21 protein-coding genes are annotated in these 22516 nt (G+C 72.1%); 17 read left to right on the forward strand and 4 right to left on the reverse strand.

Annotation, left to right across the window (positions count from 1 at the left end; all coding sequences use genetic code 11):
- Nucleotides 1–60 precede the first annotated feature (60 nt).
- The 6 genes from H0H10_RS39105 (at nucleotide 61) to era (ending at nucleotide 4783) form a co-directional block, all read left to right on the forward strand.
- A complete protein-coding gene (locus H0H10_RS39105) occupies nucleotides 61–1140 on the forward strand; it encodes a PhoH family protein (RefSeq protein WP_188185992.1) in 1080 nt (359 codons plus the stop codon).
- Between the two features lie 12 nt (nucleotides 1141–1152).
- On the forward strand, nucleotides 1153–1650 hold the full coding sequence (gene ybeY / locus H0H10_RS39110) for an rRNA maturation RNase YbeY (RefSeq protein ID WP_188185993.1): 498 nt from the start codon (nucleotides 1153–1155) through the stop codon (nucleotides 1648–1650).
- Nucleotides 1647–2957: a hemolysin family protein gene (locus tag H0H10_RS39115; protein ID WP_188185994.1), complete on the forward strand. Its 1311-nt coding sequence runs from the start codon at nucleotides 1647–1649 to the stop codon at nucleotides 2955–2957. The genes ybeY and H0H10_RS39115 overlap by 4 nt, the downstream gene beginning before the upstream one ends.
- Entirely contained in the window at nucleotides 2954–3313 is a 360-nt protein-coding gene (locus tag H0H10_RS39120) for an MmcQ/YjbR family DNA-binding protein (protein ID WP_188185995.1), read from the forward strand. Before H0H10_RS39115 ends, H0H10_RS39120 begins: the two co-directional genes overlap by 4 nt.
- 68 nt (nucleotides 3314–3381) lie before the next feature.
- Nucleotides 3382–3735, forward strand: a complete 354-nt coding sequence (locus tag H0H10_RS39125) for a cytidine deaminase-like protein (protein WP_188185996.1) — start codon at nucleotides 3382–3384, stop codon at nucleotides 3733–3735.
- Nucleotides 3736–3829: 94 nt separating this feature from the next.
- Nucleotides 3830–4783 carry a GTPase Era gene (gene era / locus H0H10_RS39130; protein ID WP_188185997.1) on the forward strand — a complete coding sequence of 318 codons (954 nt, stop codon included), beginning with the start codon at nucleotides 3830–3832 and terminating at the stop codon, nucleotides 4781–4783.
- Between the two features lie 32 nt (nucleotides 4784–4815).
- Here era and H0H10_RS39135 read toward each other — a convergent pair whose 3' ends face one another.
- The 3 genes from H0H10_RS39135 to H0H10_RS39145 are packed head-to-tail and all read right to left on the reverse strand — an operon-like array spanning nucleotide 4816 to nucleotide 7536.
- Nucleotides 4816–6120, reverse strand: coding sequence for a GH1 family beta-glucosidase (locus H0H10_RS39135; protein WP_188185998.1), 1305 nt, complete (start codon nucleotides 6118–6120; stop codon nucleotides 4816–4818).
- 57 nt (nucleotides 6121–6177) lie between these two features.
- Nucleotides 6178–6444 (reverse strand): protealysin inhibitor emfourin, encoded by a 267-nt coding sequence (locus tag H0H10_RS39140; protein WP_188185999.1) that lies wholly within the window; start codon nucleotides 6442–6444, stop codon nucleotides 6178–6180.
- Nucleotides 6445–6465: 21 nt separating this feature from the next.
- Entirely contained in the window at nucleotides 6466–7536 is a 1071-nt protein-coding gene (locus tag H0H10_RS39145; protein WP_188186000.1) for a M4 family metallopeptidase, read from the reverse strand.
- Nucleotides 7537–7873: 337 nt separating this feature from the next.
- Between H0H10_RS39145 and leuA the strand changes: the two genes are divergently transcribed.
- Nucleotides 7874–9595: a 2-isopropylmalate synthase gene (leuA, locus tag H0H10_RS39150; RefSeq protein WP_188186001.1), complete on the forward strand. Its 1722-nt coding sequence runs from the start codon at nucleotides 7874–7876 to the stop codon at nucleotides 9593–9595.
- A 183-nt stretch (nucleotides 9596–9778) separates the two neighbouring features.
- Complete coding sequence (locus tag H0H10_RS39155; protein WP_188186002.1) at nucleotides 9779–10474, forward strand: TerB family tellurite resistance protein; 696 nt, start codon at nucleotides 9779–9781, stop codon at nucleotides 10472–10474.
- Nucleotides 10475–10490: 16 nt separating this feature from the next.
- Here the strand turns inward: H0H10_RS39155 and H0H10_RS39160 are convergent, their stop codons facing one another.
- Nucleotides 10491–11042, reverse strand: a complete 552-nt coding sequence (locus tag H0H10_RS39160; RefSeq protein WP_188186003.1) for a GNAT family N-acetyltransferase — start codon at nucleotides 11040–11042, stop codon at nucleotides 10491–10493.
- A 313-nt stretch (nucleotides 11043–11355) separates the two neighbouring features.
- Here H0H10_RS39160 and H0H10_RS39165 point away from each other — a divergent pair, with 313 nt between their 5' ends.
- From H0H10_RS39165 to H0H10_RS39205, 9 genes are all read left to right on the forward strand, one after another.
- The gene (locus H0H10_RS39165; protein ID WP_188186068.1) at nucleotides 11356–12126 is read left to right on the forward strand and encodes an SCO2525 family SAM-dependent methyltransferase; all 771 of its coding nucleotides are present in this window, start codon (nucleotides 11356–11358) and stop codon (nucleotides 12124–12126) included.
- 55 nt (nucleotides 12127–12181) lie between these two features.
- The gene (locus H0H10_RS39170) at nucleotides 12182–14029 is read left to right on the forward strand and encodes an SCO2524 family protein (protein WP_188186004.1); all 1848 of its coding nucleotides are present in this window, start codon (nucleotides 12182–12184) and stop codon (nucleotides 14027–14029) included.
- 3 nt (nucleotides 14030–14032) lie between these two features.
- The gene (locus tag H0H10_RS39175; protein ID WP_188186005.1) at nucleotides 14033–14950 is read left to right on the forward strand and encodes an SCO2523 family variant P-loop protein; all 918 of its coding nucleotides are present in this window, start codon (nucleotides 14033–14035) and stop codon (nucleotides 14948–14950) included.
- Nucleotides 14947–15912 (forward strand): SCO2522 family protein, encoded by a 966-nt coding sequence (locus tag H0H10_RS39180; protein ID WP_188186006.1) that lies wholly within the window; start codon nucleotides 14947–14949, stop codon nucleotides 15910–15912. Before H0H10_RS39175 ends, H0H10_RS39180 begins: the two co-directional genes overlap by 4 nt.
- A 1-nt stretch (nucleotide 15913) precedes the next feature.
- Nucleotides 15914–16918 (forward strand): SCO2521 family protein, encoded by a 1005-nt coding sequence (locus H0H10_RS39185; protein ID WP_188186007.1) that lies wholly within the window; start codon nucleotides 15914–15916, stop codon nucleotides 16916–16918.
- A gap of 180 nt (nucleotides 16919–17098) precedes the next feature.
- On the forward strand, nucleotides 17099–18283 hold the full coding sequence (locus H0H10_RS39190) for a hypothetical protein (RefSeq protein ID WP_188186008.1): 1185 nt from the start codon (nucleotides 17099–17101) through the stop codon (nucleotides 18281–18283).
- 158 nt (nucleotides 18284–18441) lie between these two features.
- Nucleotides 18442–20529: an MMPL family transporter gene (locus tag H0H10_RS39195; protein WP_188186009.1), complete on the forward strand. Its 2088-nt coding sequence runs from the start codon at nucleotides 18442–18444 to the stop codon at nucleotides 20527–20529.
- A gap of 55 nt (nucleotides 20530–20584) precedes the next feature.
- Nucleotides 20585–21853: a sensor histidine kinase gene (locus tag H0H10_RS39200; RefSeq protein WP_188186010.1), complete on the forward strand. Its 1269-nt coding sequence runs from the start codon at nucleotides 20585–20587 to the stop codon at nucleotides 21851–21853.
- Entirely contained in the window at nucleotides 21850–22512 is a 663-nt protein-coding gene (locus H0H10_RS39205) for a response regulator (protein ID WP_188186011.1), read from the forward strand. The genes H0H10_RS39200 and H0H10_RS39205 overlap by 4 nt, the downstream gene beginning before the upstream one ends.
- The last annotated feature ends 4 nt before the right edge of the window (nucleotides 22513–22516 follow it).

The raw sequence follows: 22516 nt of genomic DNA on the forward strand, positions 1-22516 counted from the left end.
AGGCCGCCCTCAGCCGTGCGGCCGTGACGAGGAGGAACCGCAGGCCTTAAGCGCCGGCCCATGACTCAGACACCCACAGCCCACACCCCCGCGCAGGGGCAGGCGAGAGCACAGATCACCGTCCCCGCCCAGCACCCCATGGTGACCGTGCTGGGTTCCGGCGACTCCCTTCTGCGCGTGATCGAGAAGGCCTTCCCCGCGACGGACATCCACGTCCGCGGGAACGAGATCAGTGCCACCGGCGACCCGGCGGAGGTCGCCCTCATTCAGCGTGTGCTCGACGAGATGATGCTGGTGCTCCGCACCGGGCAGCCGATGACGGAGGACGCAGTGGAACGCTCGATCGCCATGCTGAAGGCGAGCGAGAACGGGGAGAGCGACGGCCAGGAGACCCCGGCCCAGGTGCTCACGCAGAACATCCTGTCCTCGCGCGGCCGCACGATCCGGCCCAAGACGCTGAACCAGAAGCGGTACGTCGACGCGATCGACAAGCACACCGTCGTCTTCGGCATCGGCCCCGCCGGCACCGGCAAGACGTACCTGGCGATGGCCAAGGCGGTGCAGGCCCTGCAGTCCAAGCAGGTCAACCGCATCATCCTGACCCGCCCGGCGGTCGAGGCCGGCGAGCGCCTCGGCTTCCTGCCCGGCACGCTGTACGAGAAGATCGACCCGTACCTGCGCCCGCTGTACGACGCGCTGCACGACATGATCGACCCGGACTCGATCCCGCGGCTGATGGCGGCGGGGACGATCGAGGTGGCCCCGCTCGCGTACATGCGCGGCCGGACGCTCAACGACGCCTTCATCATCCTGGACGAGGCCCAGAACACCAGCCCCGAGCAGATGAAGATGTTCCTCACCCGCCTCGGCTTCGACTCGAAGATCGTGATCACGGGTGACGTCACACAGGTCGACCTGCCCGGCGGGACCAAGTCCGGTCTGCGGCAGGTGCAGGAGATCCTGGAGGGCGTCGAGGACGTCCACTTCTCCCGGCTGTCGTCCCACGACGTCGTACGGCACAAGCTGGTGGGCCGTATCGTCGACGCGTACGAGCTGTACGACAGCAAGCACGGCACCGAGAACGGCGGCCACAAGCCTCACGGCAAGCCGTCCGGCGCCAAGCGCTCCAAGGGGAAGTAGACCAGCAGCACCATGTCGATCGACGTCAACAACGAGTCCGGCACCGAGGTCGACGAGCAGGCGATCCTCGACATCGCCCGCTACGCGCTCGCGCGGATGCGCATCCACCCGCTCTCCGAGCTCTCGGTGATCGTCGTGGACGCCGACGCCATGGAGCAGCTCCACATCCAGTGGATGGACCTGCCCGGACCCACGGATGTCATGTCCTTCCCGATGGACGAGCTGCGTCCGCCGTCGAAGGACGACGACGAGCCGCCGCAGGGCCTGCTCGGCGACATCGTGCTGTGCCCGGAGGTGGCCGCGAAGCAGGGCGCCGAGGCGGAGACGCGGCACACCATGGACGAGGAGCTCCAGCTGCTCACCGTCCACGGTGTGCTGCACCTGCTCGGCTACGACCACGAGGAGCCCGACGAGAAGGCCGAGATGTTCGGCCTGCAGGCGGCCATCGTGGACGGCTGGCGTGCGGAGAAGGGCCTGACCGGCCCGTCCCCGGCTCCGACCGTCTCATGAGCCCGGCACTCGTCGCCGGCGCGGTCGCCCTGGTGGTCGTCGCCTGGCTCGCCGCCTCGGCGGAGGCGGGCCTGGCGCGGGTCTCCAGCTTCCGCGCCGAGGAGGCCGTACGGTCCGGGCGGCGGGGCAGCGCCAAGCTCGCCAAGGTCGCCGCCGACCCCACCCGCTACCTCAACGTGGCGCTGCTGGTCCGCGTCGCCTGCGAGATGGCGGCCGCCGCGCTGGTCACCTACGCCTGCCTCAGGCAGTTCGACAGCACCGGCGAGGCCCTGGTGATCGCCATCGCGGTCATGGTCCTCGTCTCCTACGTCGCCGTCGGGGTCTCCCCGCGCACCATCGGCCGCCAGCACCCGCTGAACACGGCGACGGCGGCGGCGTACGTCCTGGTGCCGCTGGCGAGGATCATGGGCCCGATCCCGTCGCTGCTCATCCTCATCGGCAACGCGCTCACGCCCGGCAAGGGCTTCCGCCGCGGCCCCTTCGCCTCCGAGGCGGAGCTGCGCGCGCTGGTCGACCTCGCCGAGAAGGAGTCCCTGATCGAGGCCGAGGAGCGCCGCATGGTGCACTCGGTGTTCGAGCTGGGCGACACGCTCGTACGCGAGGTCATGGTCCCGCGCACCGACCTCGTGGTCATCGAGCGCTACAAGACCATCCGCCAGGCCCTCACCCTCGCCCTGCGCTCCGGCTTCTCCCGGATCCCGGTCACCGGCGACAGCGAGGACGACGTCGTCGGGATCGTGTACCTGAAGGACCTGGCCCGCAAGACGCACATCAGCCGGGACGCGGAGAGCGAGCTGGTGTCCACGGCGATGCGGCCGGCGTTCTTCGTGCCGGACACCAAGAACGCCGGTGACCTGCTGCGCGAGATGCAGAAGGAACGCAACCACGTCGCCGTCGTCATCGACGAGTACGGCGGCACCGCCGGCATCGTCACCATCGAGGACATCCTGGAGGAGATCGTCGGCGAGATCACCGACGAGTACGACCGCGAGCTGCCGCCGGTCCAGGACCTCGGCGAGGACCGCTACCGGGTCACCGCCCGCCTCGACATCGGCGACCTCGGCGAGCTGTACGGGCTCGAGGCGTTCGACGACGAGGACGTGGAGACCGTCGGCGGCCTGCTGGCCAAGGCGCTCGGCCGGGTGCCGATCGCCGGCGCCACGTCCGTCGTCGAGCTGCCCGACGGCCGCGAACTGCGGCTGACCGCCGAGGCCGCGGCCGGCCGGCGGAACAAGATCGTGACGGTGCTGGCGGAGCCGGTCGCCGCGGCCGCCGCCGCGGAGGACGGGGAGAAGAAGGCGGAATGACCCCTCGGGAGCTGCGCGCCCTCTGCCTGTCCTTCAACGCGGCCGTGGAGGACTTCCCCTTCAACCCGGAGACCTCGGTGTTCAAGGTGCAGGGCAAGATGTTCGCCCTGGTGAACCTGGACGCGCGCCCGCTCACGGTCAACCTCAAGTGCGACCCGGACGACGCCGTCCGGCTGCGCACCGAGCACGAGGGCCTGATCGTGCCCGGCTGGCACATGAACAAGCGCCACTGGAACACGGTCACCGCCGACGGCGGCCTCCCGGACCGCCTGGTCCGGGAACTGGTCGAGGACTCCTACGACCTGGTCGTCGCCGGACTGCCCCGAGCCGACCGCCTCCGCCTCGACCGCCCCTGAGCCGGCCCGGCGCGTGGCCGTGCACCCCGTCGCGGGAGGTCCGGTCCGCGGCTACGTATGCTCGGCACATGACCGACAGCAGCGCGCTCGACCCCGAGGACCGCAAGATCGTCACCCTGGCCCGTTCCGCGCGGGCCCGCAACGGCGTGCCCGAGGGGGCGGCCGTACGGGACGAGACCGGCCGTACGTATGTCGCCGGGACCGTCGCCCTGGACTCGCTCCGGCTCAGCGCCCTGCAGACGGCGGTGGCGATGGCGGTGGCGTCCGGCGCGAAGTCGCTGGAGGCGGCGGCCGTGGTGACCGAGTCGGCGTCTGCGTCGGCCGAGGACCTGGCGGCGGTCCGGGACCTGGGCGGCGCCGGGACCCCGGTGCTGGTGGCCGCTCCGGACGGGACCGTCCGCGAGACGGTGCCGGCGGGCTGACGCGGGCCGTTCCGGTGCGTCCGGTCGCCCACTCCCCGGTCGTGGGCGGCCGGATGGTACGGCGGTGCTCCGGCGATCAGGGAGAATGGGCGCCATGAGCGTTCGTACCCAGTCATCCGAAAAGCCGGCCGAGGCTGTCCACCGGGCCGGCTTCGCCTGCTTCGTGGGCCGCCCCAACGCGGGCAAGTCCACCCTCACGAACGCTCTGGTCGGGCAGAAGGTGGCGATCACCTCGAACCGGCCGCAGACGACCCGGCACACCGTGCGGGGCATCGTGCACCGCCCCGAGGCCCAGCTGATCCTGGTGGACACCCCGGGGCTGCACAAGCCGCGCACGCTGCTGGGCGAGCGGCTGAACGACGTGGTGCGCACGACGTGGGCCGAGGTCGACGTCATCGGCTTCTGCCTGCCGGCCAACGAGAAGATCGGGCCGGGCGACCGGTTCATCGCCAAGGAACTGGCCGCGATCAAGAAGACCCCCAAGATCGCCGTCGTCACCAAGACCGACCTGGTGGACTCCAAGACCCTGGCCGAGCAGCTGATCGCGATCGACCGGCTGGGGGAGGAGCTGGGGATCACCTGGGCGGAGATCGTCCCGGTGTCGGCCACCGCCGGCAAGCAGGTGGACCTGCTCGCGGACCTGCTGATCCCGTTGCTGCCGGAGGGCCCCGCGCTCTACCCCGAGGGCGACCTGACCGACGAGCCCGAGCAGGTGATGGTCGCCGAGCTGATCCGGGAGGCCGCGCTGGAGGGCGTCCGCGACGAGCTGCCGCACTCCATCGCGGTGGTCGTGGAGGAGATGCTGCCCCGCGAGGACCGCCCCGCCGACAAGCCGCTCCTCGACATCCACGCCAACGTCTTCATCGAACGCCCCAGCCAGAAGGGCATCATCATCGGCCCCAAGGGCAAGCGCCTGAAGGAGGTCGGCATCAAGTCCCGCAAGCAGATCGAGGCACTGCTGGGCACACCCGTCTTCCTCGACCTGCACGTGAAGGTGGCGAAGGACTGGCAGCGGGACCCGAAGCAGCTGCGCCGGCTGGGGTTCTGAGCTGAGGGGCCCTCCCGTTCGGAGGGGGCTCGTCACCTCTGGGCGCGCAGGACGTTCCGGTACCAGGCGTATGACGCCTTCGGCGTGCGCTTCTGCGTGGTGAAGTCCACGTGGACCAGGCCGAACCGGCGTGCGTAGCCCTCCGCCCACTCGAAGTTGTCCAGCAGCGACCACACGAAGTAGCCGCGTACGTCGACCCCGGCGGCCAGCGCCTCGTGCAGGGCCCGTACGTGCCCGTCCAGGTAGGCGATGCGGTCCTGGTCGTCGAGGCCGTCGTAGGAGCAGCCGTTCTCGGTGATCATGACCGGTGGGAGCCGGTCGCGGTAGCGGGCGCGGAAGCCGGTGAGCAGTTCCGTCAGCCCTTCCGGGACGACGGGCCAGCCGAAGTCCGTCACCGGTCGGCCCTCGATCTCCCGCACGGAGAAGGGCAGCCCGGCGGGGAGCGTCAGACCGCCGAACTCGGTCCCGGCGCCCTGCGGGGCGCCCACCCGGGCCGGCGCGTAGTAGTTCATGCCGTACCAGTCCAGCGGCTCGGCGATGATCTCCAGGTCCGCTGCCACGTCCCCGGGCATCAGCTCGCCGATGCCCTCCGGGTACCGGCCCAGCAGCAGCGGGTCCGCGAACAGCCGGTTCAGCAGGACGTCGTAGAAGTCCGCCGCCTCCCGGTCGGCGGGCTCGTCCGACGCCGGCCGGACCGGGGCGTGGGAATTGGCGATCCCGATGTCCGTGGCGCCGGACGCGCGCAGCGCCCGCACCGCCAGGCCGTGCGCCAGCAGCTGGTGGTGGGCCACCGGCAGGGCGTCGAAGAGCAGCTCCTTGCCGGGGGCGTGGGCGCCGAGGGCGTGGCCGAGCAGGGTGTGCTCGGCGGGTTCGTTCAGCGTGATCCACGTGCCCACGCGGTCCCCGAGCCGGTCCGCGACCACCGACACGTACGCGGCGAACCGGGACGCCGTGTCCCGCTCCAGCCAGTCCAGGTCCACCGGCAGGTCCCAGTGGAAGAGGGTCGGCACCGGCCGTACGCCCGCCGCGCACAGCTCGTCCACCAGACGGTCGTAGAAGTCCAGGCCGCCGGGGGAGTCCACCCGCGGCCAGGAGACCGAGAAGCGGTACGCGTCCACGCCCAGGTCCGCCATGAGCGCCACGTCCTCGCGGTAGCGGTGGTAGTGGTCGCAGGCCACCGCCGCCGTGGAGCCGTCCCTGACCCGTCCCGGCAGGTCCGTGAAGGCGTCCCACACCGACCTCCCGCGCTCGGTCGCCGCGCCCTCGATCTGGTGCGCCGAGGTCGACACGCCCCACAGGAAGCCGTCCGGGAACCGGGGAATCGGGTTGGTCGCCATGCGCGGATCATCCGTACCCCCGGTAACCGAAGTCAACGCCCGTGCGTCACCGCACCGTCACGCCCCTTCCTTCAGCACGCGCGAGATCAGTTTGCGCTGCTCGTCCGTCAGCCGGGGATCACTGGCGTACACCGTCTTCCCGTCCACGGTGATCTGGTAGCTGAACCCGTCCGGCACCCCGATCGGCGGCGTCTCCCGGCCGTCGGCGACCGCCCGCTCGGCCAGGGCGTGCCACTCCGGCGCGTCGGGGCGGCCGGCGGTGTCCACCTCCGCGTGGCGTTCGATGCCCGCGAAGCCTCCTGTGCGCCTCACCTGAATCCGCATGGAACCGTGTCTAGTACGGAACTACAGCGTGCGCACCCCGACCTGCTCCCACGCCTTGCGCACGGCCTCCAGCTCCTCGCCGTCGCCGTAGCGCTCCCGGGCGGCCTTCACCGTCAGTGTGGCGAAGTCCGTGAACTGCGCGTCCTGCTCCAGCTCGCCGCCGGTCAGCACGTCGTACCAGATCTGGCCCGCCCGCTCCCAGGCATGGCCGCCGAGCCGCACGGCGAACAGGTGGAAGGCGCGGTTGGGGATGCCGGAGTTGATGTGGACACCGCCGTTGTCGCGGCCGGTGCGGACGTAGTCGTCCATCGTCGCGGGCTGCGGGTCCTTGCCGAGGACGTCGTCGTCGTACGCCGTGCCCGGCGCCTTCATCGAGCGCAGCGCCACCCCCGTCACGCGCGGGGCGAGCAGTCCGGCGCCGATCAGCCAGTCGGCCTCGGTGGCGGTCTGGCCGAGCGTGTACTGCTTGATGAGGGAGCCGAAGACGTCCGACACCGACTCGTTGAGCGCGCCGGACTGGCCGAAGTAGGTCAGGTTGGCGGTGTGCTGGGTGACGCCGTGGGCGAGTTCGTGGCCGATGACGTCGACGGGGATCGTGAAGTCGAGGAAGATCTCGCCGTCCCCGTCGCCGAAGACCATCTGCTCGCCGTTCCAGAAGGCGTTGTTGTAGTCGCGGTCGTAGTGCACGGTCGCGTCCAGCGGCATCCCGGCGCCGTCGATGGAATCGCGCCCGTACGCCTTGAGGAGCAGCTCGAAGGTGGCGCCGAGGCCCGCGTAGGCGCGGTTGACGGTGGCGTCCTTGCCGGGCGCGTCGCCCTCGCCGCGCACCTTCGTGCCGGGCAGGTCGGTGCCGTGCCGGGCGTCGTAGACGGTGCGGTGCGGCTGCCCGGGCTCGGCACCGGCGGGCAGGGCCACGGCGGGGGCGCCGATGACGGTGGTCAGACGGCGCTGGGTGCGCTCGAAGGCGTCGCGCTGCAGCGTCCGGCGCGCGGGGCCGGCCAGCACGGGGTCGTCGGCCTGCGAGAGCCGGTCGAGGACGTGCGGCGGGACGATGGTGCAGAAGACGGGCTCGAAGCCCCCGTTGGTGGTCATGCCCGGCACCCTTGCACTCTGTGACCCGACTGTCACCACCCGCAACCATGATTGGTGAAATGTGAGGACATGGGGACGCGGAGTCACTCCCGAAGTGGTATACGGCACTTTTTGTCCCGATTCCCGCTCCGGTCCCGCATACTGATACGGATCCGCGCACCCGGCGGGGCTCGGCTAGGCTGCGGAGCACCATGCGTTTCGGGCTGCTTCTCCTTAGCTGCCGCGGCGAGGGCCTGTAGTCGAGGCCGACCCCCTCCCCGCGGAGCTTCGCGTTGCGTCGTCGGCCGTCCTTCCGGACACGCGGACCCCGCGGACATCACGAGGAGCCAACGCGATCATGGCCAACCGCCAGCAGCCCAGCCCCATGCCGATCACCAAGTACCGCGGCTACGAGCAGGTCGACATCCCCGACCGCACCTGGCCCGACCAGCGGATCACCAAGGCCCCCCGCTGGCTCTCCACCGACCTGCGCGACGGCAACCAGGCCCTGATCGACCCCATGTCGCCCGCCCGCAAGCGCGCGATGTTCGATCTGCTGGTCAAGATGGGCTACAAGGAGATCGAGGTCGGCTTCCCGGCCTCCGGCCAGACCGACTACGACTTCGTGCGCTCCATCATCGAGGACCCGGACGCGATCCCGGACGACGTCACGATCTCCGTGCTGACCCAGGCCCGCGAGGACCTGATCGAGCGCACGGTGGAATCCCTGAAGGGCGCCAAGCGGGCCACGGTCCACCTGTACAACGCCACCGCCCCGGTCTTCCGCCGGGTGGTCTTCCGCGGGTCCAAGGACGACATCAAGCAGATCGCCGTGGACGGCACCCGCCTGGTGATGGAGTACGCCGAGAAGCTGCTGGACCCGGAGACGGAGTTCGGCTACCAGTACAGCCCCGAGATCTTCACCGACACCGAGCTGGACTTCGCCCTGGAGGTCTGCGAGGCCGTCATGGACGTCTGGCAGCCCGGCCCGGGCCGCGAGATCATCCTCAACCTGCCGGCCACCGTGGAGCGCTCCACCCCCTCCACGCACGCGGACCGCTTCGAGTGGATGCACCGCAACCTCTCCCGCCGCGAGTACGTCTGCCTGTCCGTCCACCCGCACAACGACCGCGGCACGGCGGTCGCGGCGGCCGAGCTGGCCGTGATGGCCGGCGCCGACCGCGTCGAGGGCTGCCTGTTCGGGCAGGGCGAGCGCACCGGCAACGTCGACCTGGTCACCCTGGGCATGAACCTGTTCTCCCAGGGCGTCGACCCGCAGATCGACTTCTCCGACATCGACGAGATCCGTCGTACGTGGGAGTACTGCAACCAGATGGAGGTCCACCCGCGCCACCCGTACGTGGGCGACCTGGTCTACACGTCCTTCTCCGGCTCCCACCAGGACGCCATCAAGAAGGGCTTCGACGCCATGGAGGCCGACGCGAAGGCCAAGGGCGTCACCGTCGACGACATCGAGTGGGCGGTGCCCTACCTGCCGATCGACCCCAAGGACGTGGGCCGCTCCTACGAGGCGGTCATCCGCGTCAACTCCCAGTCCGGCAAGGGCGGCATCGCCTACGTCCTGAAGAACGACCACAAGCTGGACCTGCCGCGCCGGATGCAGATCGAGTTCTCCAAGATCATCCAGGCCAAGACGGACGCCGAGGGCGGCGAGATCACCCCGGCCGACATCTGGGCGGTCTTCCAGGACGAGTACCTGCCGAACCCGGGGAACCCCTGGGGCCGCATCCAGGTCGCCAACGGCCAGACCACGACCGACCGCGACGGCGTCGACACCCTCACCGTCGACGCCACCGTCGACGGCGTGGAGACCACCCTGGTCGGCACCGGCAACGGCCCGATCTCGGCGTTCTTCCACGCGCTGCAGGGCGTCGGCATCGACGTACGCCTGCTGGACTACCAGGAGCACACGATGAGCGAGGGCGCCTCCGCGCAGGCCGCCTCGTACATCGAGTGCGCCATCGGCGACAAGGTCCTGTGGGGCATCGGAATCGACGCGAACACCACGCGCGCCTCGCTGAAGGCCGTCGTCTCCGCCGTCAACCGGGCGGCTCGCTGACCAGCCGAATCGGTGGTTCGAGGCCCCGTTCGCCGGAAACAGGCGGGCGGGGCCCCGTCGTATACCGGCCATCTCCACGCGCAGGTCACGGAAAGGTCTCCTCCGGGGTACTGACTCCGCGTCGGCGATGTGGCTAACATCACGCCAGTGCGGCGATGTTGCCGCGGGTTACGGAGGTGCGACGTGCTGCCTGGACGGGGACGAAACGGCCGAGCTGCCCGGCTGCCGCGCATCCTGGGCACCCGCACCGCATGGACGGCCGTCGGCGACGGCGAGTTCTTCTGCCCCGCCTGCGGCGGCGACCGCAACTACCAGCGGCTCACCGGCCGGCGCCGGCTCACCCTCCTCGGCGTGCCGCTGCTGCCGCGCGGCGAGTCCGCGCCGACCGTCGAGTGCGCGGCCTGCGGCGGGCACTTCGGCACCGACGTCCTCGACCACCCGACCACCACCCGCTTCTCCGCGATGCTCCGCGACGCCGTCCACACCGTCGCCCTCGCGGTCCTGGCCGCGGGCGGCGCCTGCTCCCGTACGTCCCTGGAGACGGCGGCCGCCGCCGTGCGCGCTGCCGGCTTCGACGACTGCACCGAGGACCAGCTGAGCGCGCTGGTGGAGGCGCTGGAGGCGGACACCGGCCGGGTCCGCGGGGAGCCCTGCGTGCCCGGCCTGGCGATAGAGCTGCACGAGGCGCTGGACCCGCTGGCCCCGCACCTCGCCGCCGTCGGCCGCGAGTCGATCCTGCTCCAGGGCGCCCGCATCGCACTGGCCGACGGCCCCTACACACCCGCCGAGCGCGACGTCCTCGCCACCGTCGGAGCGGCCCTGACCATCTGCTCCGACGACGTGACCCGGCTCCTCGCGGCGGCGCGCACGCCGTCCTGACCGCCAGCGGCCGCGGTCAGCCGGCGCCCCGGCCCAGTTCCAGGCGCATCACCTGGCGGTCCATCCCGGGCCCGAAGTAGTCCCGGCGCAGCCCGCCGTCGGGTTCCTCGGGAAGGAAGCCCAGGGACCGGTAGAGCAGGATCGCGGCGCGGTTGGACGGCTCCACGGTGAGCCGGACCTGTTCGATCCCGGCGTCGCGCAGCCGCGCCAGGACCTCCACCATCAGCTCCCGGCCCAGCCCGTGCCGGCGGCGGTCGTGCGTCACGCACAGGCCCAGGATCCAGCTGTCCCGGCGGAGCGCCGTGGTGGCGGCCAGCACGTAGCCGCGCAGCCGGCCCTCGCCGTCGTCGAGGACCAGGAAGTGCTCGGCGTATATGTCGTAGAGCTGGCGCAGCAGGAAGCCCGGGTAGGCGACCTCCTGGAAGACCTCCTCGTCCAGCCGCCGCAGCTCGGGCAGGTCGGACTCCCGGGCCGGCCGCAGGACCAGCGGCAACGGGTACGGGAACGGTGCCGGTCCCGCGAGCTGTTCGGGGCGGTCCAGGGAGCGTTCCAGCGGTTCGGCGGTCATTGATCCCCCCAGTCACGACGCGTGGCCGCGCGTCAATTCCGGTGTTCGCGCGATTCACCCTCACGGGCGGAAGCGCCCGTTGTGGCGGCAGGTGCCGGCTTCTGGCTAGAGTGAGCTGCCAACTCCCGTCGTGCAAGGGCGAGTTCGGGTGTGCAACGATGCGCCCGGTGTGCACCCGGCGGATACGGACTGACGGATTCTCCGCTGGCTGCCCGTGTCCACGTGGCTTACCGTGCGGGAAACCGTGTTGCCGCTTCATTCGGCGACGTCCACGGGGATCGCGCACACGGAACTCCTTCTTGTCGGGAAACGAATGGAAAGCGGCAGGGTGACTATGGATCGCAACGCCGACGCACCGTGGTCGAAGTTCGATCCCGAGGTGTACGTCGACCTCAATTACCGGACCCCGCTCGAAGTCGATCTGCTGATCGTGCGGTTGATGCGGGACCATTTCAGCCGCTGCTACGCCGGGGCCGTCCCGGATTCGGCGCGGGGTGTCGACGTCGGCGCGGGCGCGAACCTCTATCCGGCGCTGTCCATGCTGCCCTGGTGCGAAAAGATCCTCCTTCTGGAATACGCGCGCCCGAATGTCGAGTACCTGGAGAGGCAGATCTCTCCCGGAGGGCTCGATGCGGCGTGGGATCCCTTCTGGGACGTGCTCCGGGCGGCCCCGGCCTACCGGGACGTCGACCCCGGGGCCCGGGTCAGCGAGATCGTCCGGGTCGAGCGCGCCAACCTGTTCGACCTCGACGGGCAGCGGCGCTGGGACATCGGGACGATGTTCTTCGTCGCCGATTCGATGTCCGAGTGCCCCGAGGAGTTCCAGCGGGGCGTGCGCTGTTTCATGAACGCGCTGGGCGAGGGGGCGCCCTTCGCCGCGGCCTTCATGAAGGAGTCGGTCGGCTACCGCGTCGGCGAACACCAGTATCCGGCCTATCGGGTGAACGAGGACCGGGTGCGGGAAAGCCTGGAGCCGTACGCCGCCGAGCTGGAGATCCACGATCTGCACCACATGGTGCGGCCGGGACACGAGGGAATGCTCCTCGCCCTGGGGCGGCGGAATTCGGAGATTGCCACCCCGTAGGAACGGGGACCATCACTGAACACAGGGCAACGAGATCTGTACGAGGGGTGCGGGGATGCAGATCAAGCCACGCCAGCATCTGCTGGACGTCTGGCGGGCCGTGGCCCGTCACTCGTTCGACGACGGCAAGCTCGTCTGGGGAGAGACCGACGGGCTGAGCAGCGTCGCGGACGCGGAGCGGCTGCTGTGCCTGCTGTACCCCGCCACCGAGGTCCCCGCTTTCCGCCTCGACCAGCCGGACACCACCGAACGGGACGTGCTGCGCGTCCTGGAGGGCGTCGGCAGCCGGCTGGAGATCCCGCCCAACCTCATCACCGCGCTGACCCAGTTCATGCGCACCCACACCGGACCGGACGACAGCCCCACCTTCGCCGGCGGACACTACTTCAAGCCGGACGACCCCAAAGGCGAACTGACGCACGAACAGGCCCAGCTGGGCGTCGTGGACTCCTACTCCATGTCCGTCACGCTCTGCCTCGCCACGCTCGGCTTCCTCAAGGTCTACGAGGGCACCACCACGCGCCCCGAGGTCCGCCGGGCGGTCGCCGAGCTGAGAGAGGCCACGAACACCCGGCTGACCGCCGCGATGATCAGCCTCCTGCGCTCCTTCACCGTGAACGTCTTCGACGCCGAGTCCGAGCAGGGCAAGCGGCTGATCCAGGTCATCGGGCAGAACAGACAGTCCGACCGGGCCGTCCTCCAGCAGTTCTCCCGCCGGTTCCGCCCCCTGCGCGCCACGATCATCGAAAGCCTTACGCGCGGCATCCAGGTCGACGAGAGCATCCGGGACGAGAGCCAGCTCTTCGAGTGCGGCTGGGCCTGGGGCGTGGTGAAGGACGCCCCGCGGATCACCGACCTCGACGTCCAGGTCCCCGGCCAGCCCGAGGGCATTGCCGACCGCCTGCCCTACGTGTACTTCACCGTGGTCGCCCTGGACGGCATCCAGGACCTGTTCTCCGAGCGCACCCTCACCCTCGGCCTGCTCGACGCCGACCAGCAGAAGCTCGCCGAGGCACTGCGCCTGCGGTGGGAGCTCAGCCAGCAGTACTGGTCGGCCGTCGCCCGCTTCGGCGCCGACCGCTGGCCCCTGGAGGACCTGCCCTGGCAGACCACCGGCCTGCGGCTGGAGTCCGAGTACTTCTCCCTGACCGTCGCGGCCATCCTCGTCCACGACCTGGTCCGCCGGAAGGCCACCGACGACGACCTCACCCGCACCGTCGCCATCATGGAGCGCCTCGCCGACCGCGGCCGGGTCACCAGCCGGATGACCCGGCAGGACCCCGCGATCCGGCTGCACAACCCCGGAGTCACCATGCCGCTCGCCGGGTCGGAGCGCTCCGGCGGGCTCCTGCAGTGGCGGATGACCGACTTCTCCGCACAGCTCCTCAAGCGGATCATCCAGCTGGCCGAACTCTCCCGGAACATCAGTGCACAGGACCGGCTGCTGCGCCTGGCCGAGCGCGCGTTCGAACACCTGTGGGACCGGCGGATCGAGGAGGGCGAGGGCGCCGAACTCTGGGACGACGTACGAGCCGTCTACCCCGGCGCGCGCACCACCGGTCCGCGCCTGTCCTGGAGCATCACCGAGCGCGTCACCGAATGCCTCGTCGCCGCCCGCAACCTGTACGAACAGCAGCCCATCCGCAGCCCCGAGCTCGCCCAGCTCGCCCGGGAACTGCTCAGCGAGGCCACCCACCTGTTCGGCAAGGAACAGCTGGAGGCGTCCGCCACCGGCGCCGACGGCAGCCGGGGACGGGCCATGCGCAGCATCGAGAACCGCCTCGACCACGCCCGCAGCCTGCTCGACGACCGGCCCGCCACCGCCTTCGCGCTGGCCCTGCCCGTACTTCAGGAACTCGACACCCTGGCCCAGGCCAGGGGAGCCGCCGCCCAGGAGGTGTGAGCCGTGCTCGTTTTCGCCGCCTCCGACAAAGGAGGCACGGGCCGCTCGGTGACCAGCGCCAACCTGGCGTACCAGCGCGCCCTCACCGGCGATCACGTGGCGTACGTCGACTTCGACTTCGGCTCGCCGACGGCCGCCGCCGTCTTCGACGTCCCCGGCGCGGTGCGCGGCACGGAGGAGCGCGGACTGCACTCCTACCTGGAGGGCGAGATCGCGGAGCCCGCCAGGATCGACGTCTGGCGGCAGACCGAACACCCCCTGCTGCGCGCCCGGCCGAACCAGTCCGGCCGGCTGGTGCTGTTCCCCGGTGACGCCGGCGGCGGCGAGTTCGCCACCGACGAGGACGCCCTGGAGCGGTGCATCGACCTCCTGCTTCGGCTGAACGGCGAGTTCGACCTGATCGTCGTCGACCTCAGCGCCGGCCGCTCCTACGCCGTGGACATGGTCCTGGCGGCCACCGCCCACCCCCGCATGCGCAACGTCCCCTTCCGCTGGCTGGTCTTCCACCGCTGGACCCGGCAGCACGTCATCGCCGCCTCCGGGCTCGTCCACAAGGAGCACGGCATCATCGGGGGCGGCGTCGAGCGCGGGCACGACGAGGGGGCGCTGCGGGCCGCGATCCGCTTCGTACGGGCCGCCGTGCCCGATCCCGAGTCGCCGCTGTGGTCCCAGGGCTCACCCGCCCAGGCCGCCTGGATGCAGTCCTGCGACGAGGCGCTGCGCCGGCTCGCCGCCGAACACCGCATCGGCGACAGCGTCGTCCTCGGCGTCGTCCCCCTGGAGCCCATCCTGCAGTGGCGCGAACAGCTGATCACGGAGGAGGACGTGCTCTCCACCCAGATAGCCAACAAGGAGACGCTGGAGGCACTGGAGGAGATCGCCCGACGCCTGACGGACGACTCGTACTGGGGGCAGCCGTGACGGAGGCAGTGTTCCGCGAGACCGCCGCCGACCCGCGCACCCAGGCGGTGCCGCTGGCCCACCTCTCGATAGAGCTCGGCCACCTCTACATGGAGGACTTCGAGGCCGGGCCCGAGCGCCTGCGGCAGCACTTCGCGCAGGTGCGCCCCTGGGTGGACGCCGCCCGTGCCGCCGCGGCGGCACGGGCCGGGGGCAAGCGCCCCCGCGTCAGCACCTGCTTCCTGATCGACGACTACTTCACCCGCTTCTCCAGCCCCGCCGAACTCGTCCCGCTGCTGCTGGCGGAGGCCGACCGGGCCGGGCTCGTCATCGACTACCTGGCCCGCGAGTCCGGCTGCGCCGTCGCCGGCAAGGTACCGGTCGCCGAGGCGGTGGCCGGCCGCATCGTCGAGTCGCCGCCGCCCGGCAGCTACGGCCTGCGCCCGCCGGCCGCGCAGACCGGCTGGCTGGCCAACGGGGAGCGCAGCCCCGTCGCGCGCGCCCCGCAGGCGATGAAGAAGGCCGCCGTGTGGCAGCCGCCCACGGAGACCGCGGCCCGCCGCCACTCCGTCTTCCTGGACGTCGAACTGTGGAGCGACGACCCCGACGGGCACCGCACCTGGTCCTGCCCCTTCCTCGCCGCGGTCTGGCAGCTCGCCCGCCTCGGGCTGCTGCGCAACGAGGGCGAGCCCGTCTTCGTCCCCCAGCCGCCCACGGACCGGGGATTCCCCGACGACTGGGACGAACTGCCCCCGCTGATCCGCCTCAACCCCCGGGCGGACCCCTTCGCCGCCTACCGGACCTGCTCGGTGCTGCCCAACCGCTTCCTGCCCGTCGAGCACGCCGTGCGCGTCATCCTCGACCAGACCGAGGTCGACCGGGGCGCGCTGCGCCAGGTCGCCGAGCGGTCCGCCCGCGAGGACGTGGCGGTCCCGGACTCCGTGGCCGACCGTGTGTCCTACGTCTTCTACGCGGGGTCCTGAGATGGCACCCCACGAGAGCGCCCCGCGCGCCGTGCTCGCCGGCGGCGAGATCCGCACCTGCCTGCTGCCCGCCCGGCAGGCGCTGGACGTCCGGGCCGCCGCCCAGCTCCTCGGACTGCGCGCCGACGAACGCGTCCTGCTCTCCGAACGCCCCAACCTCTACGCGCGTTCGCCCGACACCCTCACCGGCATCGACTGCCCCCTGCCCAGCGCCAACGGCGCACACGTCCGCGCGGTCGGCACGGTCGCCGCCCGGGCCGCCCTCACCGAGGGCCGCATCCTGCAGACCTCCGCCTACTTCCGGCTCCCCGCGTCCGGCCCCGACCAGCGGCAGCCGTGGGGCCACTACCTGGTGCGGCCCGGCCTGCTCGAACCGTTCGGGAAGCTGCCCCACGAGGCGGTCGCCCAGGGCGTCCTCGACGGCGGGCGGCACGGCGAACTCGACGTCGGCCTGATCGCCGGCGGACTGCTCACCCGGCTGCTGCGCCACCCCCTGCTCGACCAGCGGCCGCCCCTGAGATCGCGCCCCACCAGGCTGCGCTGGGTGGCGCTGCCCGCGGAAGGGGACCAGGGCCCGTCGATCGAGCGGTTCACCCTCGCCGAGGACGAGCTGCGCACCGTACGGCTCCGGGTGCCCGAGGGCACACCGCCCGCCGATGTCGCCGGGCTCTGCGACGACCTGGCCCTGCACGACTGGCTGCTGACCACCCTGGTCCGCCTGCTGGACGGCATCCGGCTCGGCTCGGGGCCACCGCCCGCCCGGGTGGGGCCGCCGGCGGACGACCGGCCCGCCGTCGTCGCGGCGCTGCGGCCGGCCGTCGACCACCTGCTGCACCTGTGGATGCCGCGGGCCCGGGTGGCGAAGGAACTGGCCCCGCTGTGGGAGGCGCTGGAGGAACGGCCCGGCTTCACCCGGCAGTGGCAGGCGCTGGTGCAGCGCATCCGCGACCAGCTCACCCTGCACGCGATCCCGTCGCTGTACCGGGAGGTGGAGCCCGCACCCTGACCGGACGCCCCGAGACGCCCGCGAGGGCGACGCCACGAGGACGCGGCGACTCGACGGGCGGGCCGGCCGTGAAGACCCGGGGAGCCCATCAGGACCCGCGCACCGACGGACCTGACCAGGGCCCCCGCGCACATCCCCGCACCCCGATCCGACGCGCATCCCAACGGGGGGAGAAGCGAGATGAGCACGGCACAGTCACCCCAGCCCGAGGACACGGCACGCACACCCGGTCCGGCGATCCCCGGCCCGGCCGGCGGGGCGCGGACGTCCGGTGAGCCGGACAGACTCCCCACGGCCCCCATGACGCCCGCGCCCGGAGCGCGCCCGCGTCTGTCCCGCCGGGTGCGCCGGCTGCTGGTCGGCCTCGTCGCCGGCGCCCTCTCCTGGGGCGTGAGCGCGCTGCTGAGCCCGGAGGACGGGGCGCTGCGGCAGTTCGCGGCCGCGCTGCTCTGCGCCGGCGCGGCGGTGACCGTCCAGTACGCGCTCGACCTCGACCGGCGGGGCGAGGAGCAGGCCCGGCGGACGGAGAACGCGCTGGCCGAGACCGCGGCCGCCGTACGGGACGGCCTGCGGCGGCACGACGACGAGCTGAGGGCCGCTCTCGCCCGGCACGCCGAGGACATGAGGCAGCTCCTGGAGAACCTGCCGCGCCCGGCCCAGGGCGACCGGGACGACGCCGTCCGCCCCCAGCTGGACCGGGTCCGCCTCGACGGCGTGCCCGAGCTGGCCACGAGCTTCGCCGAGGTCCTGGCACCCGGACCCCCGATCCTGTTCACCTTCGTCCGGCTGGAGATGAAACGGGTCGTCGGGCAGCTGACCGACCTGACCAACCTGAGCGCGGAGTGCCCCGGCGAGAACCACGACTGGATGCTCACCCTGACCCGCGCCGCCGAGCAGTCGATCTGCGCCACCAGCACCTCCGTCGACCGGGAGTTCTGGAACAGCGAGCCCGCCAGCCGCTACCTCCAGGCGCAGCAGGAGGCGATCGAGGAGCAGGGCGTGTCGGTGCGCCGGCTGTTCCTGCTGGAGAGCGCCCGGGAACTCGACGACCGGCTGCTGCGGCTGTGCGAGGAGCAGGAACTGCTGCGCATCGAGGTGCGCGTGGCCGTCCTGCCCGAACTGCCGCCGCACATCCAGCGCGGCACCACCAACGACTTCATCGTCTACGACGAGGAGGTGTCCTTCGAGATCGAGCAGGACCTGCGCGACGTCAACGTCCGCACCCGGCTCAACGCCCGGCAGGACCACGTCCAGGACCGGATGAAGCGCTTCCGGGAGCTCTGGGACGCGGGCATGAGCGTCCGCGAACTGGAGGTGCGGGTCGACGACGAGGAGGACGGCACCTGGATGGTCGACCGGGCCTGAGCGAGCGGCGCACGGCGCCGTTACTCCCCGGGGAGTAACGGCGCCCGGCGGCCGCCCCGGGCAGTACTCGCCAACTCGCCCTCCCGTCCGACGAAACCGCCCCCGGACGCCGGGAGTCTGGAGACCGACCCAGACATCCGACCGGAGGGGGCCGTCACATGGGGGCCGCAAGGACAGACTCGGCGCGTTCACGGCGACGGCGGGCCGTGCCGTGGCTCGTGCTCGGGCTGTGGATCGCCGTACTCGCGCTCGCCTCGCCGTTCGCGTCGAAACTCTCCGACGTGCAGCGCGACCGGGCCGTCGACTACCTGCCGGCGAGCGCCGACTCCACGCAGGTCGCGAAGATCCAGGACCGGCTGCCCGGTGGCGAGGCCACCGAGCTGGTCGTCGTCTACCACCGCGACGGCGGCCTGACCGCCGCCGACCGGGCCACCGCCGCCGACCAGATCGCCGAGATCGCCGGTGCCCACACGCTCACCGCCCGGCCCGAAGCCGTACCGTCCCGGGACGGCACCACCCTGATGTACCCGGTCGCCAGCACCGAGCCCGGCCAGGACGAGGAGGCCCGCGACGAACTGGTGGGCGCCGTACGGGACGTGGCGCAGGGCGGTGACGGGCTGAGCGTCGAGGTCGGCGGGGCGGGCGCGCTCGCCACCGACGCCTCCGAGGTCTACAACTCCCTCGACGGACCGCTCCTCTACACCACCGCCGGCGTCGTCGCCCTGCTGCTGATCCTCATCTACCGCAGCCCGTTCCTGTGGCTCGTGCCGCTCGCCGTCGCCGGCATCGCCGACTACCTGTCGATGGGCGTCGCCTACGGCCTCAACCAGTGGTTCGGCACATCCGTGTCCGGCCAGTCCTCGGGCATCATGACCATCCTCGTCTTCGGCGCCGGCACCGACTACGCGCTGCTGCTGGTCTCCCGCTACCGCGAGGAACTGCGCCGCATCGAGCGGCCGTACGACGCCATGGCCGCCGCGCTGCGCGGCTGCGGCCCGGCGGTGCTCGCCTCCTCCGGGACGGTCGCCGCCGGACTGCTCTGCCTGCTCGCCGCCGACCTCAACTCCAGCCGGGGCATGGGCCCGCTCGGCACCGTCGGCGTGCTGTGCGCCCTGGCCGCCATGCTGACCCTGCTGCCCGCGATCCTCGTCCTGCTGGGCCGCCGCGTGTTCTGGCCGCTCGTACCCCGCTACGGCAGCACCCCCAAGGCCCGCCGGTCCCTGTTCGCTGCCATGGGCGGCTCCGCCGGACGCCGGCCCCTCACCGTCCTCGCGGGCGGCGCCGCCCTGCTCGGCGCCCTCGCCCTGGGCAGCCTGAACCTGCCCGGCGACCTGAAGCAGGAGGACTCCTTCACCTCCAAGCCCGAGGCGGTCGCCGCCATGGAGACCCTCGCCGCCGCCTACCCGGAGCGCGGCACCCAGCCCATCAGCGTCATCGCCCCCACCGACCGCGCCGACGCCGCCCTCGCCGAGGCCCGCGACACCCGCGGCGTCGAGAGCGCCGAGCGGGGCCGCAGCAGCGGAGGCTGGACCGAGATCACGGTCATCGCCGCCGCCCCGCCCCAGTCCGCCGCGGAGAGCGCCACCATCGAGGCCCTGCGCGACAACCTCGACGGCTCCTACGTCGGCGGGGCCAGCGCCGAGCAGATCGACCTGAAGGACACCAACTCCCGCGACACGATGATCGTCGTACCGCTCGTGCTGCTGTCCGTGCTGCTCATCCTCGTCGCCCTGCTGCGGTCGCTGGTCGCGCCGCTGCTCCTGGTCGCCGCCGTCGTCGCCGTGTGGGGCGCCGCCCTCGGCATCGGCGGACTCGTCTTCGAGCCGCTCTTCGGCTTCGAGGGCACGGATCCCGGACTGGGGCTGCTGTCCTTCGTGTTCCTGGTGGCGCTGGGCGTCGACTACGGCATCTTCCTCATGCACCGCATGCGCGAGGAGTCCCTGACCGGCGCCGAACCCGCCGAGGCCGCGCTCACCGCGCTGCGCACCACGGGCGGGGTCATCGCCTCCGCGGGGCTCGTCCTCGCGGCCACCTTCGCGGTGCTCACCAACATGCCGATGGTGCAGCTCGTCGAACTGGGCTTCGTCATCGCCGTCGGCGTCCTGCTGGACACCTTCCTCGTCCGCACCTACCTGGTCACCAGCGCGAGCGTCGCCCTGCGGCGCCGGGTGTGGTGGCCGGGCCCGCTGTCCCGGGCGCCCGAGGAGCCGGCACCGGTCCCGGAACGGCAGACCGTCGGTGCCTGACCGGAGCGCGCCCCTCCCCTCCCGGAGGGGCGCACCCGTCCCGCAGGATGGGCCCGTGCACCCGACCACGACAGCGCCGCCGGCGACGGCGGCACCGGACCGGCCCCGCCTCGGCGAGCGGATCATGGCCGTGATCAACCGCGACCCGCAGACCGCCCCGCACGGCACCCGCAACGACGCCGTGCTCGCCGCGGTCCTCCTCGCCCTGGCCGTCTTCCTCGCGCTGTCCACCGACGAGGGCCGCCGCCCGGACGCCCTCGGCTGGACGCTGCTGTGCGCCACCCACGTACCGCTCGTATGGCGACGCCGCCACCCGCTGCTGGTCCTCATGGCCGTGGTCGCCCTGGTCGGGCCGTACCACGCCCTGGACAACAACCACGCGGCGACCGGCGCGGCCTCCTACGTCGCGCTGTACACGCTCGCCGTCACCGGCCGGCCCCTGCGCACCGTCCTGACGGGCGTCGCGGTGCTCACCGTGTCCGTCAGCATCATGCTCACCGTCAACACCCACCAGGCCGTCGAGCTGATCCGCATCTCCGGATGGGTGATAGCCGTCCTCTTCGCCGGCGTCGACGTCCGCTACTACCGCCAGTACGTCGCCGGGATCGTCGAGCGCGCCGAACGCGCGGAGCGCACCCGCGAGGAGGAGGCCCGGCGCCGGGTCGCCGAGGAGCGCCTGCGCATCGCCCGGGACCTGCACGACCTGCTCGCCCACAGCATCACGCTGATCGGCGTGCAGACCTCGGTGGCCGCCCACGTCCTGGCCGCCGACCCCGAGCGCCTGGACCGGGCCGCCGTCGCCAAGGCCCTCGACGACATCGCCGAGACCTGCCGGACCGCGCGCGGCGAGCTGCGCACCACCCTGGAGGTCCTGCGGGAGCACGACGCGCCCGACGCCCGCGGCCCGCTGCCCGGACTGCACGGGCTGGCCGACCTGGCGGAGGCGGCCAGGGTCACCGGCGCACGGGTGGAGCTGTCGGTCCCCACCGGCACCGTCCCGCCCGCGGTCGGCGCCGCCGCCTACCGCATCGTGCAGGAGGCGCTGACCAACGCCGTGCGGCACGCGGGACCGGAGCCGTCCGTCCGCGTCGAGGTCCGCACCGAGCCGGGCGCCCTGCGCCTGTCCGTCACCGACGACGGCACCGGGCGGCCCGCCCCCGGCGCCACCCCCGGTTTCGGGCTCGTCGGCATGCGGGAGCGAGCCCGCAGCGTGGGTGGCACACTCGACGCCGGGCCGCGTGACGAGGGCGGCTTCGCCGTGACGGCCGTCCTGCCGACCGCCGCCCCGACGCTCACGACCGGGACGCCGGAGAGGAACGGATGACCATCCGAGTGCTGCTCGCGGACGACCAGAACCTCGTCCGCGCCGCGTTCGCCCTGCTCGTCGCCTCGGCCCCCGACATGGAGGTGGTCGGCGAGGCGGGCACCGGCCGCCAGGCCGTGGAGCTGGCCCGCAGCGCACGCGCCGACCTCGTCGTGATGGACGTGCGCATGCCGGACCTGGACGGCATCGAGGCCACCCGGCTCATCGCCGCCGACGACGACCTGGCGGGCGTGAAGGTGCTGGTCCTCACCACCTACGACACCGACGAGAACATCGTGGAGGCGCTGCGGGCGGGCGCCTCCGGCTTCCTCGTCAAGGACACCCGGCCCGCCGAACTCCTCGACGCCATCCGCACGGTGGCCGCGGGGGAGGCCCTGCTGTCGCCCGGTCCGACGGCCCGGCTGATCGAGCGGTTCCTGCGCAGCCCCGCCGCTCCGGTGGCCGGCGGCCCGGACTGTCTCTCGGCCCGGGAACGCGAGGTGCTCGCCCTGGTCGCCCGCGGCCTGAACAACACGGAGATAGCCGAGTCCCTGGGGCTGAGCCCCCTGACGGCGAAGACCCACGTCAGCCGGATCATGGGCAAGCTGGGGGCGCGGGACCGGGCGCAACTGGTCATCGTGGCGTACGAGTCGGGCCTCGTGACACCGGGCGGCGGATGACCTC

This window comes from Streptomyces griseicoloratus (assembly GCF_014534645.1).
GTDB classification, from domain to species: domain Bacteria; phylum Actinomycetota; class Actinomycetes; order Streptomycetales; family Streptomycetaceae; genus Streptomyces; species Streptomyces griseicoloratus.

Excerpts from the sequence above, each read along its gene's own strand:
- leuA (WP_188186001.1), top strand. The coding sequence starts at position 7,874 with ATGGCCAACCGCCAGCAGCCCAGCCCCATGCCGATCACCAAGTACCGC.
- H0H10_RS39105 (WP_188185992.1), top strand. The coding sequence starts at position 61 with ATGACTCAGACACCCACAGCCCACACCCCCGCGCAGGGGCAGGCGAGA.
- H0H10_RS39195 (WP_188186009.1), top strand. The coding sequence starts at position 18,442 with ATGGGGGCCGCAAGGACAGACTCGGCGCGTTCACGGCGACGGCGGGCC.
- H0H10_RS39135 (WP_188185998.1), bottom strand. The coding sequence starts at position 6,120 with ATGGCGACCAACCCGATTCCCCGGTTCCCGGACGGCTTCCTGTGGGGC.
- H0H10_RS39205 (WP_188186011.1), top strand. The coding sequence starts at position 21,850 with ATGACCATCCGAGTGCTGCTCGCGGACGACCAGAACCTCGTCCGCGCC.
- H0H10_RS39145 (WP_188186000.1), bottom strand. The coding sequence starts at position 7,536 with ATGACCACCAACGGGGGCTTCGAGCCCGTCTTCTGCACCATCGTCCCG.
- H0H10_RS39140 (WP_188185999.1), bottom strand. The coding sequence starts at position 6,444 with ATGCGGATTCAGGTGAGGCGCACAGGAGGCTTCGCGGGCATCGAACGC.
- era (WP_188185997.1), top strand. The coding sequence starts at position 3,830 with ATGAGCGTTCGTACCCAGTCATCCGAAAAGCCGGCCGAGGCTGTCCAC.
- H0H10_RS39125 (WP_188185996.1), top strand. The coding sequence starts at position 3,382 with ATGACCGACAGCAGCGCGCTCGACCCCGAGGACCGCAAGATCGTCACC.
- H0H10_RS39120 (WP_188185995.1), top strand. The coding sequence starts at position 2,954 with ATGACCCCTCGGGAGCTGCGCGCCCTCTGCCTGTCCTTCAACGCGGCC.
- ybeY (WP_188185993.1), top strand. The coding sequence starts at position 1,153 with ATGTCGATCGACGTCAACAACGAGTCCGGCACCGAGGTCGACGAGCAG.
- H0H10_RS39185 (WP_188186007.1), top strand. The coding sequence starts at position 15,914 with ATGGCACCCCACGAGAGCGCCCCGCGCGCCGTGCTCGCCGGCGGCGAG.
- H0H10_RS39170 (WP_188186004.1), top strand. The coding sequence starts at position 12,182 with ATGCAGATCAAGCCACGCCAGCATCTGCTGGACGTCTGGCGGGCCGTG.
- H0H10_RS39165 (WP_188186068.1), top strand. The coding sequence starts at position 11,356 with ATGGAAAGCGGCAGGGTGACTATGGATCGCAACGCCGACGCACCGTGG.
- H0H10_RS39160 (WP_188186003.1), bottom strand. The coding sequence starts at position 11,042 with ATGACCGCCGAACCGCTGGAACGCTCCCTGGACCGCCCCGAACAGCTC.
- H0H10_RS39190 (WP_188186008.1), top strand. The coding sequence starts at position 17,099 with ATGAGCACGGCACAGTCACCCCAGCCCGAGGACACGGCACGCACACCC.
- H0H10_RS39115 (WP_188185994.1), top strand. The coding sequence starts at position 1,647 with ATGAGCCCGGCACTCGTCGCCGGCGCGGTCGCCCTGGTGGTCGTCGCC.